This is a genomic window from Halorussus sp. MSC15.2, from assembly GCF_010747475.1.
Taxonomy (GTDB): domain Archaea; phylum Halobacteriota; class Halobacteria; order Halobacteriales; family Haladaptataceae; genus Halorussus.
In genome coordinates this window covers 427,125-441,622 of sequence record NZ_VSLZ01000002.1, presented here as the reverse complement: position 1 = coordinate 441,622, position 14,498 = coordinate 427,125, and the positions used below count along the sequence as shown (strand labels likewise).

The following is a 14,498-nucleotide window of genomic DNA, read 5'->3' as shown; positions in this document are numbered from 1 at the left end:
TGGCCGACGTCAGCGCCCACTTCGGACGGGCGTCGTCTGTCGTCGGAGTCGGCCGAACTCCCCCTTTTTCTGGGGTTCGCTTCAGATTAGTATTCATTTTTCTACCATTCCCTTCGCGCAGTTTCAGACTTGTAAAGCATATATCGATATATGAAATTTCGTGTGGGGCCGCCAGTCTCGGACGAGGAACGAAGCGAGTCGCGTAACCGCAGAAAGACACCATCAAGAATGTTACGACCATATATAGACGGTCCTCGCATATCTACAGAGTGTCTTGAGAATCATCATTCAGTCAAACGTACCGAGACACGGTTCCGTTCCTGAATACCCACGACGTGTCGGCGCAGTAGCGGCGATGACTCGTCTCTCTCGATACCCGTCCCGCAGAGGCGGTTCATCGCGTCCCGAAACCGAGAGTGTTCGCGGTCCACCTGTCGTTACTGCAAACTGTCGTTTGAGTAACCCGAGTTACGAGTACTTCGCCGACTCGTTACGAAGGACGAACGCGAGATTGAGGCCAGACGCCGCGCGCGAAGCGGACCGAGTCGTTTTTGCCACTTCCCTGCGAACGGCCACCCGTGCTATCGGTCGAGCTACACGCCCACTCGTCGCTCTCGTACGACGGTCGCGATTCGGTCGACCTCCTGTTGGAGCAGGCCGCGGCGGTCGGTCTCGACGCGCTGGCCATCACCGACCACGACGAAATTGCGGCCAGTCTCGAAGCCGTAGAGAAGGCCGACGAGTACGGACTGGTCGGCATCCCGGGCATGGAGATTAGTTCCGCCGCGGGCCACGTCCTCGGACTGGGCATCCGAGAGCGCGTCCCCGCCGGTCTGTCGTTCGGCGAGACGCTCGACCGCATCCACGAACTGGACGGCGTCGCCGTGGTTCCTCATCCGTACCAGAAATCTCGTAGCGGCGTGATGGCGAAGATTACCGAACAAGAACTCACAGCGGCCGACGCCATCGAGGTGTACAACTCTCGACTGCTGACGGGGCGCGGAAACCGGAAGGCGAGGCGATTCGCCGAGCGCCACGGGTTACCCCAGACCGCGGGGAGCGACGCGCACATCAGCGAGATGGTCGGGCAGGCGGTCACCCGAATCGGCGCGGACGACCGAAGCGCGGAGGCGATTCTCGACGCCATCCTCGACGGTCGGACCAGCGTCGAGGGTAAGCGTACCCCGTGGCACGTCAGTTTTCGACAGGCCGCGGGCGGGGCAAAGCGCCGGGTGAAGAACCGCCTCGGCGAGATGTTGGAATGACTCGCGAGGAGTCGCCCATGCGCGGTGCGTCGCCGAACGCCGTCGCGGAGGCGGTCGCGGCCGGGGAGTCGCTCTCCGGGACCCGCGGGTTCGCCGGACGACTGCCGGACGGCCGCCTGGTCCGCGACGTTCTCGGTCGGCAACCAATCTTCGTGGAGCGACGCGAACGCCCGCTCCGCAATGCGGACGGCTGGGCGTTCTCGCCCGACAATCTCGCCGACCCCGAACCGATTCCGGCGGGCCACACGGTCTCTCTGGAGGACAACGACCCCGAGCGCGTCTTCTCGATTCCCGACCCCGCGCCCGCCGCGGACGACCGCGAGGCGGTCGCGGACCTCCGGCGCGCGCTCGGCGAATCGTTGGGTTCGGTCCCCTCGGAGGGAGTGGCCGTCGCGTTCTCGGGCGGCGTGGACTCGGCCGTCGTGGCCAGCGCGCTCGACGCACCCCTCTACGTCGTCGGCTTCCCCGACAGTCACGACGTGGCGGCGGCCCGGCGCGCCGCCCGACTGATGGGCCGCGAGGACGACCTCCGAGTCGTGGAACTCGACGTATCTGACGTCGAGCAGGCGGTCTCCGGCGTCGCCCGCGCGACCGGCCGGACCAATGCGATGGACGTGCAAATCGCGCTCCCGCTCTACCTCGCCGGAGAGCGCGCGGCGGCCGACGGGTACGACCGACTCGCGGTCGGGCAGGGTGCCGACGAACTGTTCGGTGGCTACGCCAAGGTCGCTCGCGCGCCCGAGGACCCCCGCGTCACGGCCGAGACGTCCGTGGCGCGGCCCGAGAGGTGATTCGTACCTTGCCGGACCAACTGGAACGCGACCTGCTGGGGTTGCGCGCCGCGGGCGTCGAACCGGTCGCGCCGCTGCTGGACGACAGAGTGGTGCGGACCGCCCTCCGACTACCGGGAGATTTGCTGGTCGATTCCCGCGGCGAGCGCAAGAAGGCGTTCCGACTCGCGGCCCGCGAGTTCGTCCCCGACCGCGTGGCGTTCCGCGAGAAGAAGGCGGTTCAGTACGGGAGTCTGGTCGCCCGCGAGTTAGACCGCCTCGCGCGACAGGCCGGGTTCAAACGCCGGATGGACGACCACGTCTCGCAGTACGTCGAGTCGCTAGTCGAGGCGGAGTAACCGCACTCGGGGACGCGGAGTCGAGTTCGCGTCAGACTTCTCGACTACTCGTCGGACTTCTCCGCATGGCCCCGCGACGAGGTGCGAAGCACTGTGGCTCTCGCTCCACGACGCGGCGAGCGAGACTAGACCCTTCACGTTCGACGTGGCCGATACCCCGGTCGGCGGGACGGTGATTATCGAAGGCGACGAACTACTCCGCGTCTTCGAAGCTGCGGTGGGAGAGACCTACGGGATTTCGGTCTCTACGGAGGGGTATCGGTGGGAAATCGAAGAGGGACTCGAATCGCTGACCGCCGAACTGACCGACGAGACGCTTCGGTTCGAGGAGATGCGGATTCTGTAGCGGGCGTTCGGTTCACACCGCCTCGGCCAGTTCCGCCAGTTCCTCGCCCACTTCCTCCCGGGCCGAGAACGAGAGTCGCTGGCGCTCGTTGTCGATGACGACGGTGACGGTCGCGCAGTCGGGTCCCGTCTCGACCGCGTTCCCCGCGAGGAGTAGCATAACCGCGAGCAGAATCAGCGCGACCCCGCTGGTGACGTCGTTAATCGCGGCCAGCAGTCCGACGACGAGGCAGAGACCACCGCACGCGAGGAACGCCGTCGAGAGGTCGAGTCGTTCGCCCGCGGGGTCGATTTTCACGGCCCGAACGTGATTGTAGCCGATGGAGGCGGTAGTCTCGCCGGTCTCGAAGAGGACGCGACGGTCGGTCGCGGCGAAGGCGGTCGGCGAGTCGGAGGCCATCCGCCACTGGTTCACCCAGCGAACGTCGGACCCGGTCCACGACAGACGAATCTCCTCGGTGGACTCCAACCGGTCTCGAAACGGCGTGTCGCGCTCGTCTGGAACCTGCTCGCCATCGAGCCGACTGGTGCTCATATGGCGGTCCTATTCGGAGCCGAGATTAATCAACCTTCCTAGATGATAAAAACGCCCGAGTATTTGAAAGAGAGGTAGCGTAGAGTCGGGTATCGTTTCCAGCGCGTCGCCGAATTCGGCCCGACCGAAACCGACGAGTCTGCTCCCGTCTTCATCCGGCATAATACGGACTTAGCGACGGCTAACCTCCGTATGTTTATTGTGGGATGCGTCGTGGATTCCGACATGCAGAACGAGGTCCGAGAACGTGCACCTATCGCGGAAATCCTTCGCCGGACGAGCGCGGCACGCGCCGTGGGGGTGTCCTCGGTGCGGTACTTCTCCAACAACGTCGCCGAGATGGGATGGCGTGACAGACTGCTACTGCCGGTCGTCGCTGTGATGCTGTTGGCGCTGGTGCTCGTCGCTCCGGAAACACTCTCGGAGGACTCCTTCGCGGAGATGTCCCAGCACGCACCGGTCACCGGCTACTAAACCGTCGCAGTCCGACGTTTACTTCTCTTCACCGTACCCTTCCCCGTCGGTAATCACCGCGGTCTGGTCGGTTCGGACGGGGCGGGCGGGCGTGTAGTTGGTGGTCGCCAGCAACGTCAGCAGGTTGTAGAGTTCCTGCCCGCGGTAGTCACCGCCGTTGCGAACGACGTCTGCGACCGCCGCGTCGTCGAACGGCGTTTCCCCCGCGCGTCGGACCTCGTTCGCCAGCGCGTCGGTGAGTTCGTCGCTCGCACCCCCGTTCAGGAAGGAGGTGATGGCGTCCTTGAGACCGGGATACCGACTGACGAGGTTGACACCGAGCGTCTTTAGCTCGTGCGTGACGGAACTCACCGGCGCGTCGTAGTTCGCGTCCTCGATGTCGCACAGCGTCGGGTCCAACTCCTCGAGGAAGGCGGCCTGCAACTTGCTCCGTCGCTTCTGGTCGGCGGGCACGCTCATCGCGTAATCGAAGAATCCCGTCGCGTAGAACGGCGAGACGCTCCAACAGTAGTAGCGATTCCGGTCCTCGCCGTGGTTGAGCCAGTTCATCCCCCGTTCCCGAACGAGGAAGTGGACGTACTGAGCGTCGCAGGCCGACTCCGGGTACGAGTCCAACCGGGTCTCTACCGACCGGACGAGTCGCTCGCGCGACACCCCGGTCAAGTCTGCCACTTCCTCCGGGTCGAAGATGCTGTGAGCGTCCACGACGTACTCCGCGAGGTCGCGCCGACCGTCGAACTCCCGCGGCGGGGTCAGGTCCGGTAGCGCCTTGTCGCCGCCGTCGCCCGTGACGTACGTGAACTTGCCGTGGCGCGCCTCCAACTGTTCGAGGAAATCGAGCAGAAACGACATCGCGAGAAAGTTCAGCCCCTGCTTCATCTCCAGCAGGTCCTCCCGGTGGCGCTCGGTCCGCTCCACGGCGTACCGCTCCCAGTCTGCGTCGAGCGCGTCGGCGATGCGTTCGGCGAGTCGAACGTCCGAGACGTTCGCGTCGTTCGGTTTCTCGAAGGTCGCCGTGAGATACGGGACGCCAACGGCGTCGTATCCGCCCGCGACGGCACGAGAGTCGAGACCGCCGCTCAGCGAAACCACGTTCGGCAGGTCGTCCACGTCTCGATTCGCGCAGGCCTCCTCGAACCGGGACGCCAGTTCGCGGGCGTTCTCCCGGACGCTCCGACCGGCGTAGGACTTCTGCTGGAAGTCGTGGCTGTGGAGGCTCTGGACGTTCACGTCGCCGTCGATGCGAACGTAAGACCCCGGCGGGACGCGGCGGACCGAGTCGAAGAGCGTTCGGTTCCCGAGTTGGTATCCGAAGACGAGCGTCTGAGCGAACGCGACCACGTCCGGTTCGAGCAGGTCGCCGCGGTCTCGGGCGAGACTGCGGACGAATTTGAGTTCGCGAGAGAAAACGACGTCGTCGCCGACGGTCGCGTAGTAGACCGGAAGTCGAGCGAAGGTGTCGTTCACGACCGAGACGGCCCCGGTTTCCTTATCGTAGGCCAGCACGAGGAAGTCGCCGTCACGGTCGGCGACCCACGACCGAACGGCTTCAAGGCGCTCTTCGAGTAGTTTGGGACCGAGGGACCGAAGTTCGCGTTCCTCGTCGTCGGTATCGTAGAGGTGGCCTTCGAGTACAAAAACAGCGTCCGAGGTTTCAACCGTCTTTACGGGGTACTCCGAATACCCCGTAGACCCCAGAAACGCGGTACTGTCCTCTACGTGGACCGTTCGGTCGTAATCGTCGCGGAAACAGACGGTGCGTAGCAAGGCCGAGGCAGCCTCTCCAACGGCGGTCTGCCCCTGAACGAATGAAACGCCGGGCATTGTGAGTTAGTCCAGAATCCGTTCGTGTATTGTTATATTGTGATTGTGACTGAATCCCGCGGGCGCTCGGAGCGACAACTAAGTACTGAAACCCGACAGGAGTGTCATAATTACGACGCAGTTACCGCCGAGCTATCCGACGAATAACGCGAGGGCATCCCCGAACCGGTCAGAGGTCTCGTCGGCGGTCAGGACACCCGAATACGGTGCTTAAGTCGCCCGTGGAGAGCGGCGCGACCTCCGCTCTGTCGCAACGTTCGCCGCAGAAGCCGACGGACTATTTGGTCCGAGAGCGTCCGCTGGTCTCGGCGTCGCGGTTCCGCCCGCGAAACGGTTTCAGGCCCACCCTGAACGCTTGAAGAGAGACTAATAGCGTGGCCGACCGCCCAAAAGAGTGCGCGGCGATTAGGCGTCGTCCTCGACGCTGACCCTCGCGGGACCGTCGAGTCGGAAGCCGGTAATCTCGCCAGAGAACCGATAGCCGTCCTTCCCGCCGATGACGCGCCCGGAAATCGTGCCGTCCGAAATCGCGTCGTGGGAGTTAACCGACCCGAGCGCGGCGCTCTTGCGGGCCGTGCCGCTGAACTCCACCGTGTACTCGCTGGATTGTCGGGGCGTATCGCTCCCGTCGATGACCAACTTGTTCGGTAGCACGAGGTCGCCCACGCTGACCTCCTCGCCGCCGTACCGGAGCGTCCACTTCGACTCGTCGAGGTTCATCGAAACGATGTCGCCATCCACGAAGAAGGCGTCGCCGTAGCCGTTGCCCGAGAGGCCTGAAATCGTGACCGTCCCGTCGCCGTTGTCCGAGAGGGTGTCGTTGCTTTCGGCGGTCACGTCGCCCGAGGCGGTCCGCTTCTGGACGCTCCCCTCGACCGTGAACTCGTACTCGACGTTCGAGGTGTCCGACCCTGCGACGAGTTCGAAGAGCGTTCCGGCCGGGGCCGAGTCGTCAGATTCGCTCGTCGTCGAGTCCGAGCCACTGCTATCGGTACCGCTGGTCGCGCTCGCGGCCGCCTCCGCCGTCGTCGGCACGCCGTCGGGCATCCGGTCGCGGGGAGTACCGGCCGAACTTCCGGAGATGTCGGCGCTGTCGACGTAAGTGTGGGTCCCGCCGGAGAACCGGGTGTTCTCCAATTGCACCACTGCGGGCGACTCCCACGCACCGTCGCTTGCGTAGATTCCGTTGTGAACGTCGCAGTCGATGAGCTTCGTGGTATTGTAGAATCCCCAGTAACCTCGCCCCGAACCTTCACACACACAGTTTTTACAGTACGAACCGTCGGTTCCGAGTCGGAAGTCGGCAGTCGGGTTGTCGGCCGCGTACGAGTTGGTAATCTGGACCGTCCCGTCCCCACCGGGGTTGGGGTGGTCGTCGTGGTTACCGGGACCGCTGGCGTAGACACCGTTTCCGGCCCAGCCCTGCACGTTCACCCGGTCGATGTCGATGTGACCCGAGTGATAGGCGTGGACGAAGATGCCGGTAGTCAGTCCGGCGGGGGCGTCGTACCCGCCGTCGCCGAGGTAGACGTTCTCGATGGTCCCCGTCCCGCCGTTCGGACAGAGCACCACGATTGGGTCGTCGACGTTGGCATCGAAGTACCCGCGAACGCCGACGTTGCGAATCGCCCACCCGTCGCCGTTGGCCGAGATGCGGTAGCCCGCACCGTCGGCGGAGATGTCGATGAGCGTGTTTTCCAGCGTGTCGCCGTCGCCGAGACTGAAACTTCGAACCTCTCCCGCAGGGACGGTAATCGTCTCGAAGTCCGCCGTGGCGGTGACGCCCGTGCCGAATGCCGTGACGGACGCCGCCGTCGCCGCAGCCAATCGCAGGTAGTTCCGTCTGTTGACGTTCGATGCCTCTTCCGATGGTTCGCGTGTCGTTTCGTCGCGTGCCATGCCACTTTCAATGCTTAACCCATCTTTTAAGTATTTTCCGATTCCGTGAATGTGACACCGAAAGAGGAATCCACTCGCTCCCGGCGCGAAGCACTCTGTCAGGGAAAACACGCGGATACTACTCACTCGACAGGAAGGATTTCGTCGAGCCGATATCTAACAGTCCTGTCTGAATCGCCAGCGCGGACCAGATGGCGACACCGAACAGGACGACTCCGACCAGCGAGAACACGTCGGAGACGTACTGGGTGGCGACGAGGACCGGAACTCCCATCCCGGCAGTGATGACGCCGATGAGTCCGACCGGTCGGAGCAGTCGCTTCGAGTCCAACGGGAGTTCGGAGTACATCACGAACACGTTGACGAGCGTGTATATTCCGAAGGTAATCACGGTCGCCACCGCGGCCCCGATGACACCGAGCATCGGGATGAGAACCAGATTCAGGAGGAAGTTGGCGACCGCAGTCGAACCTTTGGCGACGGCCCGAACGCGCGCCCGGCCGAGGAAGTCGAGGGCCTTCGTCGTCGTCTCGTTTATCGCTCGTAGGACCACGTAAATTCCCAGCACCTGCAGAACCGGCGCGGCGGACAGATACGCCTCGCCGAAGACGATGCGAATCGTCGGTTCGGCCACGATAATGACGCCGACAGCGCCGGGGAGGTAGAGCAAGAGCGTGTATTCGAGGGTCTTGCGGTACATCCGCGAAGCCTGGTCGAGTCGTTCGTTCACCTTCTGTTCGCCGTAGGTCGGCGAGATGCTGAACCCGAGCGACCCGGCCAGAACCGTGAGAGACGAGGATATCTGCTTCGCGAGTGTGTAAAAGCCCACAGCGGCCGGATTGAGGAGGACGCCGATGAGGATGGTGTCGATTTTCGTGTTGAGGACGCCCGCACCGCGGGTTATCGTCATCGGCGCGCTGTATTCGAGAATCCGGCGGGAGAGTCCCTCCTCGCGTTCGTCGGCCTTCTCGTAGTTACTGTAGAAGTACTTGTAGAGGACGACGAAGCCGACGCACATCCCCAGCGCCGCACCGACTAAATAGCCCAGAAGGGCACCTAACGCGCCGAACCCGAGGACGAAGACGAACAAGACCGCGAAGACGATTCGGTTGACGTTGTTGACGACCTGCACGAGTGCGCTCCACGAGACGCAATTGAACCCCTGAAACAGCAGCGCGTTGAACACGCTGAGCGAGTGGAATCCGAGATACACCGAGCCGACGAGCAACAGCGGGGCGACCGCGGGTTCTCCGACGAGGTCGGCGACGTAGTGCCGACCCAGCGCGAGTCCGCATCCGACGATGCCGATGAACAACAGTCGGTACTTGAGCGCCGTCTCGAAGACGTAGGGTACTTGCGAGGAGTCCGACTCCTTGAACTCCGTCACGTAGCGCGCCGCGGACTTCGCGAGACCGAGGTCGCTGAACAGGCGCGCGACGCCGATAATCGAGAGCGCGAGAAACAGGATGCCGTACTCTTCGGGGCTGAGGAGGAACCGAGTCAGCAGGACCATCAGTACCGCGTTCGACAGTACGTGGACGCTCCGCGCCAAGAACGTCATCTTCAGACCGCGCGCGAGACTGTCCTTTACGGCCACGCTTCCCCCTCCGTCGAGCAGTCCGCGGTCACGTCGATTCTCCGACTCGCGGCGAGGCTAGATACGTCTCGGAGGCCCTGGACCGACCAACTCATGTTGGCGGTATCATGGACTGAGACGGCTTTTGTTCTACCCACCATGTCCCGCGCTTAGGGAGTCGGTACTCCGAGTCAGGCCGCGCTTGTTCTCGCTCTCGCCTCCGTTCGCCTCCGGCCGAGGACCGTCCCGCCGTCAGACTACCGACGAACGTTTGGGAAATGCTGTGTTTCTCCTGAAAATCCTGTCTAAACGGAGCTAAAAGCAGTTTAATCGGGATTGAGCAACGTCCCCGATTAAACGATTTGGAGTCGATGCGGGAAACGGGTTCAGACGATGACTGACGAAATCCGAGAATCAGAAGCGACCGACGGGATGGACCGCCGAACGATGTTGAAAGGCACGACCGCCGCCGGACTCCTCGGCGCGGGGATGGCCGGAACCGCGAGCGCGGACGAGTGGAATCGCCTGCGATTCGAGGCCGCGGGCGACGCGACGTTCGAGTACCGCGTCAGCGTCAGCGGCGAACTCAAGCGCGAGGCCAACCGCGACGGCTACGACACCCTCGTCGACGAGAACACCGCCGAAGGTGCGGTCAGCAAGGGCCGCTACGACGATTGGCTCTTCACCGGCGAAATCACGGAGCTGAAACTTAGCGGTCCGGGCAGGGTGCTGATTAACGGCGAAGTGGTCGAGGACACGACCGAGGACGAGGAACTGCCAAACACGATTACGCTGGAAGCCGAGGAGAAGGTCTCGTACAAGTTCCGGGTCTCCGGCCGGGTCGAGAAGGGACCGAAGGCCGGAACGCTCGGCGTCGATACCGTCGAGGGCAACGTCGTCCGCGGCGAGGTCGGCGGGACCGTCGAAGGCAACGAGGACCCGGTGGACACGTACCGCTACTCGGGGGCCTTCTCGTTCGAGGAGGCCAGCGGGCCGCTGACGGTCACGCTGGACATCGACGAGTCGTAGACCGAACCGAGTGGCGACTACTCGGACCGCTCCTCCACCTTCTCGATGGCCTCCAGACCGATTTCCACGACCTCGCTGGTGAGTTCGTCGGCCGCTCTGAGGTCCTCACGGGTGAACCACTCCCACGCCTCGGCGTCGGCCTCGTCGTCGCCCTCGGGGTCGATGTCGCGGTCCGCCGCTCGGGCGAAGTAGACGTGGTCGATGTGCTGATGGCCGACTTCGCCGTCAGGATAGACATCGATGTCGAACAGCATGACGTGTTCGGCGGGTGCGAGTTCCCGGCCAGCCTCGACTTCGACGCCGGTCTCGGGTTCCAGCAGGTCCACGTCGAGACCGGTCTCCTCGCGGACTTCCCGTCGGGCGGTCTCCCGGGGGAGTTCGTCGCGGTCCACGTGACCGCCCGGCGAGAGCCACATGTCGAGTCTGTCGTGGTGATGCAGGGCGATAGCGCCGTCGTGGACGACGTAGACTGTCGCGGTGAAGTGACGGGTCGTCTCCATGACCGGCCGAACGGAGAGGTGACGCATGTGAATTACGGTCGGAGTTCTAGTTCGGACCGGGATTCAGAAACAGACCCGACGCTCGAACGTCTGTGTGAGCGACTTCGGCCGCTGTGAGCGCCACTTCGGTCTCCGAGAGAGTTACCCCCGTCTCTGCGGGGTGACTTACCACGTACGCCACGAAAGAGAATTACAGGGCGATGCCGTCTTCCTTCGCTTCGAGTAGTTCGTGGTAGCGGTTCCGAATCGTGACCTCGCTGATGTCGGACACGTCGCTGACTTCGCTCTGAGTCACCTTCTCGTTGCTGAGTAGCGCGGCGGCGTAGACGGCCGCGGCGGCGAGACCGACCGGCGACTTGCCGCTGTGGATTCCCTTCTCCGTCGCGGTGTCCAGCAGGTCTCGGGCGCGGCGTTCGACCTCCTCGCTCACACCGAGGTCCGAGACGAACCGCGGGACGTAGCTCTTGGGGTCGGCGGGCTGAATCTGGAGGTTGAGTTCCCGGACGACGTAGCGGTAGGTTCGGGCGATTTCGTCTTTCTCGACCCGCGAGACGTTGGTGATTTCGTCCAGACTGCGCGGCGTGCCCGCCTTCCGGGCCGCGGCGTAGAGCGCGCTAGTGGCGACGCCTTCGATGGAGCGGCCGGGCAGGAGGTCCTCGTCGAGCGCGCGGCGATAGATGACCGAGGCGGTCTCCCGGACGTTGTCGGGCAGGCCGAGCGCGGAGGCCATGCGGTCGATTTCGCCGAGCGCCTGCTTGAGGTTGCGCTCCTTGGAGTCGCGGGTGCGGAAGCGCTCGTTCCACTTGCGGAGACGCTGCATCTTCTCTCGCTGGCGACTCCCGAGCGAGTTACCGTAGGCGTCCTTGTCCTGCCAGCCGATGTTGGTCGAGAGACCCTTGTCGTGCATCGTGTTCGTCGTCGGCGCGCCGACCCGACTCTTCTGGTCCTTCTCGCTGGCGTCGAACGCACGCCACTCCGGACCGGGGTCGATTTGGTCCTCGTCCACGACGAGTCCGCATTCGGCACAGACCGTCTCCCCCCGCTCGTCGTCGGTGACCAAGTTACCGCTGCACTCGGGACAGCGGTGTTCCTCGGACTCTTGCTCGGATTCCTCGTTCGCTCGTTCGTCGGTGTGTGGTCGGGTGCGTGTTTCAGTCATGTTGGATTTCTGGTGAGATAGCCGTGGGTAGATAGGTCGGTACTCCGCAGACGGGACGGCCGGATAACGGGATTCAGAAGACGTCTCCTAGTTGTGGCCATTGCTACTTAAAGACTGTGGCAACGACCGGTTTCTCCGATTCATCGTTCGTCGCGTCTCCGGTGGTCTCGGGCCTCTAGCCGCAGTTCTCTGGGTTTTCTTCTGACACCAGCATTCACCAATCTTTAATACTTGGTTCGAGGGTCCGCTATCGAAACCCTTACCGCTGGCCCACGGGTTGTGACGAACATGAGCGACACGTCTCCCGGTCCCGAGGAGGTCCGTCGCATCGCCGACCTCGCCCGCGTCGGACTCGACGACGACGAGGTCGAGCGGTTCACCCACCAGTTCGCGGATATCCTCGACTACTTCGAGACCCTCGACGAGGTGCCCGAGGTCGAACGCGAGACCGACCTCGTGAACGTCATGCGCGAGGACGAAGTCCGCGAGTGTCTGAGTCAGGAGGAGGCGCTGGCGAACGCACCGGAGACCGAGGACGGCTACTTCAAGGGACCGAACGTCTCGTAACTTCCCCACGACGAACTACTACTACTACGTAACCATGAGCGCAGATTACAACGTATTCATCACCGAGGAGACCATCGAGGGCGAGTCCGACGGTCCCCTCGCCGAAAGAACCGTCGCCGTCAAGGACAACATCAGCACCGAGGGCGTCAGGACGACCTGCGGGTCCGAGATGCTGGACGACTACGTCCCGCCTTACGACGCCACGGTCGTCGAGCGTCTCACGGACGCGGGCGCGACCATCGTCGGCAAGGCCAACATGGACGAGTTCGGCATGGGTTCGACGACCGAGACCTCGGCGTTCGGCCCGGCCGAGAATCCGGTGGCACCGGGCCGCGTTCCCGGCGGGTCGTCGGGCGGGAGCGCGGCCGCGGTCGCCGCGGGCGAGGCCGACTTGGCGCTCGGGAGCGACACCGGCGGTTCCATCCGCAATCCGGCGGCGTTCTGCGGTGTCGTCGGCATCAAGCCCACCTACGGACTCGTCTCGCGCTACGGTCTGGTCGCCTACGCCAACAGTCTCGAACAGATAGGTCCGCTCGCCCCGACCGTCGAAGAGGCCGCCGAACTGCTCGACGTCATCAGCGGCCCGGACGAGAACGACGCCACGACCCGAGAGGAAGGCGCGGACTCCGATTACGCCAGCGCCGCGACCGGCGACGTGGAGGGCACGACCATCGGCGTCCCGACCGAACTCGTGGCGGGCGCGGACGACGGTGTCCGCGAGCGCTTCGAGGCGACGCTCGACGACCTCCGCGAGCAGGGGGCGACTGTCGAGGAAGTTTCGCTGCCCTCGGTCGAACACGCGGTCGAGGCCTACTACGTCATCGCCATGTCGGAGGCTTCCTCGAACCTCGCGCGCTTCGACGGCGTGCGCTACGGCAACTCCGGCGGGTTCGAGGGCAACTGGAACGAGGCGTTCAGCGAGTCGCGCGAAGCGTTCGGCGAGGAAGTCAAGCGCCGCATCCTGCTCGGGACCTACGCCCTCTCCGCGGGGTACCACGACAAGTACTACGAGAAGGCGCAGGACGCCCGCGCGTGGGTCAAGCAGGACTTCGACGAGGCGTTCGAGTCGGTGGACGTGTTGGCGAGTCCGACGATGCCGACCACGCCCTTCGAGGTCGGCGACAGTCTGGAGGACCCGCTCCAGATGTACCTCGCCGACGCCAACACGGTGCCGGTGAATCTGGCCGACTTGCCCGCAATTTCGGTGCCCGCGGGCGAGACCGACGACCTGCCGGTCGGAATCCAGTTCGTCGGTCCGGCGTTCGGCGAGGAGGAGATTATCCGGGTCGGCAGCGCCGTCGAACAGTAGCCGACGTCTCGACGGACCGACCTGCGGTTCCGGTCGGTACCGCGACCACCGCCCGTTCTCACGACAGTACGAACGTCGTCAGGAACCCGGCTACCGTGCCGAAGGCGACGTAGGGACCGCCCGCCTCGTACGCGTCCGGCATCACCTCGTCGGCGACCGAGGCGAGCACCGCCCCGCCCGCGAACGCCCGGACCGCCGCCAGCGGAGTCTTGCCGAACTGCGCGAACACGACGTTGCCGACGACGACCGACGCCGCCAACACGACGCCGGTGGCGACCCAGACGCCGACGGCGAACCGATTCGACCGACCGTTCTCCTTCATGTTCTGCGCGCCGCCGAGCGCCTCCGGCAGGTTCGAGGCGAAGATGGCCCCGAGGAGCGCCAGAATCTGCCCCACGGAACTCCCGATGAGCGCCACCCCGAGCGCGAGGTTCTCGGGGACGCCGTCGAGCGTCACCGCGGCCACGAGCGCCCACCCCGACGACTCCTCGTCGTACTCGGCTTCGAGTTTGGCGTCGGCGACGATGAACGCCGCCGCGCCGACCAACAGACCGCCGCCAGCGAGCCAGATTCCCCCGGTTTTGAACGCGTCCTCGAAGAGGTCGTAGGCGACTGCGGTGATGAGCGCGCCGGCGGAGAACGCGAGCGCGGCAGCGACTACCTCCGTCGGCGGTCGCCAGTAGGTCCCCAACACCGCGCCGACGACCAGCGCGCTCGACGCCGCCACTCCGACGAGCGTCGCCATCAACAGCGACACGCACTATCACTCCTCTCGTCCCTCGCGTGCGTCGAACTCAGTTTCGTCTCGACCCGGCGATGAAGGGCACACTCCGCCGACACCCACGACCGAACGAGTCGGAACGCCATCTCGACCACCTACGGCACGA

At 64.3% G+C, this 14,498-nt stretch carries 13 protein-coding genes and 1 pseudogene; 7 read left to right on the top strand and 7 right to left on the bottom strand.

What is annotated here, in order from left to right; translation table 11 throughout:
* Window positions 1-578 precede the first annotated feature (578 nt).
* The 3 genes and pseudogenes from FXF75_RS09370 to FXF75_RS09360 all read left to right on the top strand — a co-directional run bounded on the left by FXF75_RS09370 (window position 579) and on the right by FXF75_RS09360 (window position 2,740).
* The gene (locus FXF75_RS09370; RefSeq protein WP_163521620.1) at window positions 579-1,265 is read left to right on the top strand and encodes a PHP domain-containing protein; all 687 of its coding nucleotides are present in this window, start codon (window positions 579-581) and stop codon (window positions 1,263-1,265) included.
* A gap of 17 nt (window positions 1,266-1,282) precedes the next feature.
* Window positions 1,283-2,394 (top strand): annotated as a pseudogene (locus FXF75_RS09365) (asparagine synthase C-terminal domain-containing protein).
* 145 nt (window positions 2,395-2,539) lie between these two features.
* The gene (locus FXF75_RS09360; protein WP_163521619.1) at window positions 2,540-2,740 is read left to right on the top strand and encodes a hypothetical protein; all 201 of its coding nucleotides are present in this window, start codon (window positions 2,540-2,542) and stop codon (window positions 2,738-2,740) included.
* Between the two features lie 12 nt (window positions 2,741-2,752).
* Here FXF75_RS09360 and FXF75_RS09355 read toward each other — a convergent pair whose 3' ends face one another.
* On the bottom strand, window positions 2,753-3,274 hold the full coding sequence (locus tag FXF75_RS09355; protein WP_163521618.1) for a hypothetical protein: 522 nt from the start codon (window positions 3,272-3,274) through the stop codon (window positions 2,753-2,755).
* A gap of 225 nt (window positions 3,275-3,499) precedes the next feature.
* Here FXF75_RS09355 and FXF75_RS09350 point away from each other — a divergent pair, with 225 nt between their 5' ends.
* Entirely contained in the window at window positions 3,500-3,748 is a 249-nt protein-coding gene (locus FXF75_RS09350; protein WP_163521617.1) for a hypothetical protein, read from the top strand.
* A gap of 18 nt (window positions 3,749-3,766) precedes the next feature.
* On the opposite strand, the gene FXF75_RS09345 is transcribed toward FXF75_RS09350, so the two are convergent.
* The 3 genes from FXF75_RS09345 to FXF75_RS09335 all read right to left on the bottom strand — a co-directional run bounded on the left by FXF75_RS09345 (window position 3,767) and on the right by FXF75_RS09335 (window position 9,068).
* Window positions 3,767-5,515: an asparagine synthase-related protein gene (locus tag FXF75_RS09345; RefSeq protein ID WP_163521616.1), complete on the bottom strand. Its 1,749-nt coding sequence runs from the start codon at window positions 5,513-5,515 to the stop codon at window positions 3,767-3,769.
* A 462-nt stretch (window positions 5,516-5,977) separates the two neighbouring features.
* Window positions 5,978-7,471, bottom strand: a complete 1,494-nt coding sequence (locus tag FXF75_RS09340; RefSeq protein ID WP_163521615.1) for a hypothetical protein — start codon at window positions 7,469-7,471, stop codon at window positions 5,978-5,980.
* A 118-nt stretch (window positions 7,472-7,589) separates the two neighbouring features.
* Entirely contained in the window at window positions 7,590-9,068 is a 1,479-nt protein-coding gene (locus FXF75_RS09335; RefSeq protein ID WP_309221784.1) for a flippase, read from the bottom strand.
* A 372-nt stretch (window positions 9,069-9,440) separates the two neighbouring features.
* On the opposite strand from FXF75_RS09335, the gene FXF75_RS09330 reads away from it, so the two are divergent.
* Window positions 9,441-10,076: a hypothetical protein gene (locus FXF75_RS09330; RefSeq protein ID WP_163521614.1), complete on the top strand. Its 636-nt coding sequence runs from the start codon at window positions 9,441-9,443 to the stop codon at window positions 10,074-10,076.
* Window positions 10,077-10,093: 17 nt separating this feature from the next.
* On the opposite strand, the gene FXF75_RS09325 is transcribed toward FXF75_RS09330, so the two are convergent.
* The gene (locus FXF75_RS09325) at window positions 10,094-10,576 is read right to left on the bottom strand and encodes an NUDIX hydrolase (RefSeq protein ID WP_163521613.1); all 483 of its coding nucleotides are present in this window, start codon (window positions 10,574-10,576) and stop codon (window positions 10,094-10,096) included.
* 190 nt (window positions 10,577-10,766) lie between these two features.
* Window positions 10,767-11,735: a transcription initiation factor IIB family protein gene (locus FXF75_RS09320; protein ID WP_163521612.1), complete on the bottom strand. Its 969-nt coding sequence runs from the start codon at window positions 11,733-11,735 to the stop codon at window positions 10,767-10,769.
* Between the two features lie 288 nt (window positions 11,736-12,023).
* On the opposite strand from FXF75_RS09320, the gene gatC reads away from it, so the two are divergent.
* Both gatC and gatA read left to right on the top strand, forming a co-directional pair.
* On the top strand, window positions 12,024-12,302 hold the full coding sequence (gene gatC / locus FXF75_RS09315; RefSeq protein WP_163521611.1) for an Asp-tRNA(Asn)/Glu-tRNA(Gln) amidotransferase subunit GatC: 279 nt from the start codon (window positions 12,024-12,026) through the stop codon (window positions 12,300-12,302).
* A 34-nt stretch (window positions 12,303-12,336) separates the two neighbouring features.
* Entirely contained in the window at window positions 12,337-13,611 is a 1,275-nt protein-coding gene (gene gatA, locus FXF75_RS09310) for an Asp-tRNA(Asn)/Glu-tRNA(Gln) amidotransferase subunit GatA (protein WP_163521610.1), read from the top strand.
* Window positions 13,612-13,669: 58 nt separating this feature from the next.
* Here the strand turns inward: gatA and FXF75_RS09305 are convergent, their stop codons facing one another.
* Window positions 13,670-14,356, bottom strand: coding sequence for a ZIP family metal transporter (locus FXF75_RS09305; RefSeq protein ID WP_163521609.1), 687 nt, complete (start codon window positions 14,354-14,356; stop codon window positions 13,670-13,672).
* Window positions 14,357-14,498 lie beyond the last annotated feature (142 nt).

Excerpts from the sequence above, each read along its gene's own strand:
- FXF75_RS09355 (WP_163521618.1), bottom strand. The coding sequence starts at position 3,274 with ATGAGCACCAGTCGGCTCGATGGCGAGCAGGTTCCAGACGAGCGCGAC.
- FXF75_RS09350 (WP_163521617.1), top strand. The coding sequence starts at position 3,500 with ATGCAGAACGAGGTCCGAGAACGTGCACCTATCGCGGAAATCCTTCGC.
- FXF75_RS09340 (WP_163521615.1), bottom strand. The coding sequence starts at position 7,471 with ATGGCACGCGACGAAACGACACGCGAACCATCGGAAGAGGCATCGAAC.
- FXF75_RS09330 (WP_163521614.1), top strand. The coding sequence starts at position 9,441 with ATGACTGACGAAATCCGAGAATCAGAAGCGACCGACGGGATGGACCGC.
- FXF75_RS09325 (WP_163521613.1), bottom strand. The coding sequence starts at position 10,576 with ATGGAGACGACCCGTCACTTCACCGCGACAGTCTACGTCGTCCACGAC.
- FXF75_RS09320 (WP_163521612.1), bottom strand. The coding sequence starts at position 11,735 with ATGACTGAAACACGCACCCGACCACACACCGACGAACGAGCGAACGAG.
- gatC (WP_163521611.1), top strand. The coding sequence starts at position 12,024 with ATGAGCGACACGTCTCCCGGTCCCGAGGAGGTCCGTCGCATCGCCGAC.
- gatA (WP_163521610.1), top strand. The coding sequence starts at position 12,337 with ATGAGCGCAGATTACAACGTATTCATCACCGAGGAGACCATCGAGGGC.
- FXF75_RS09305 (WP_163521609.1), bottom strand. The coding sequence starts at position 14,356 with ATGGCGACGCTCGTCGGAGTGGCGGCGTCGAGCGCGCTGGTCGTCGGC.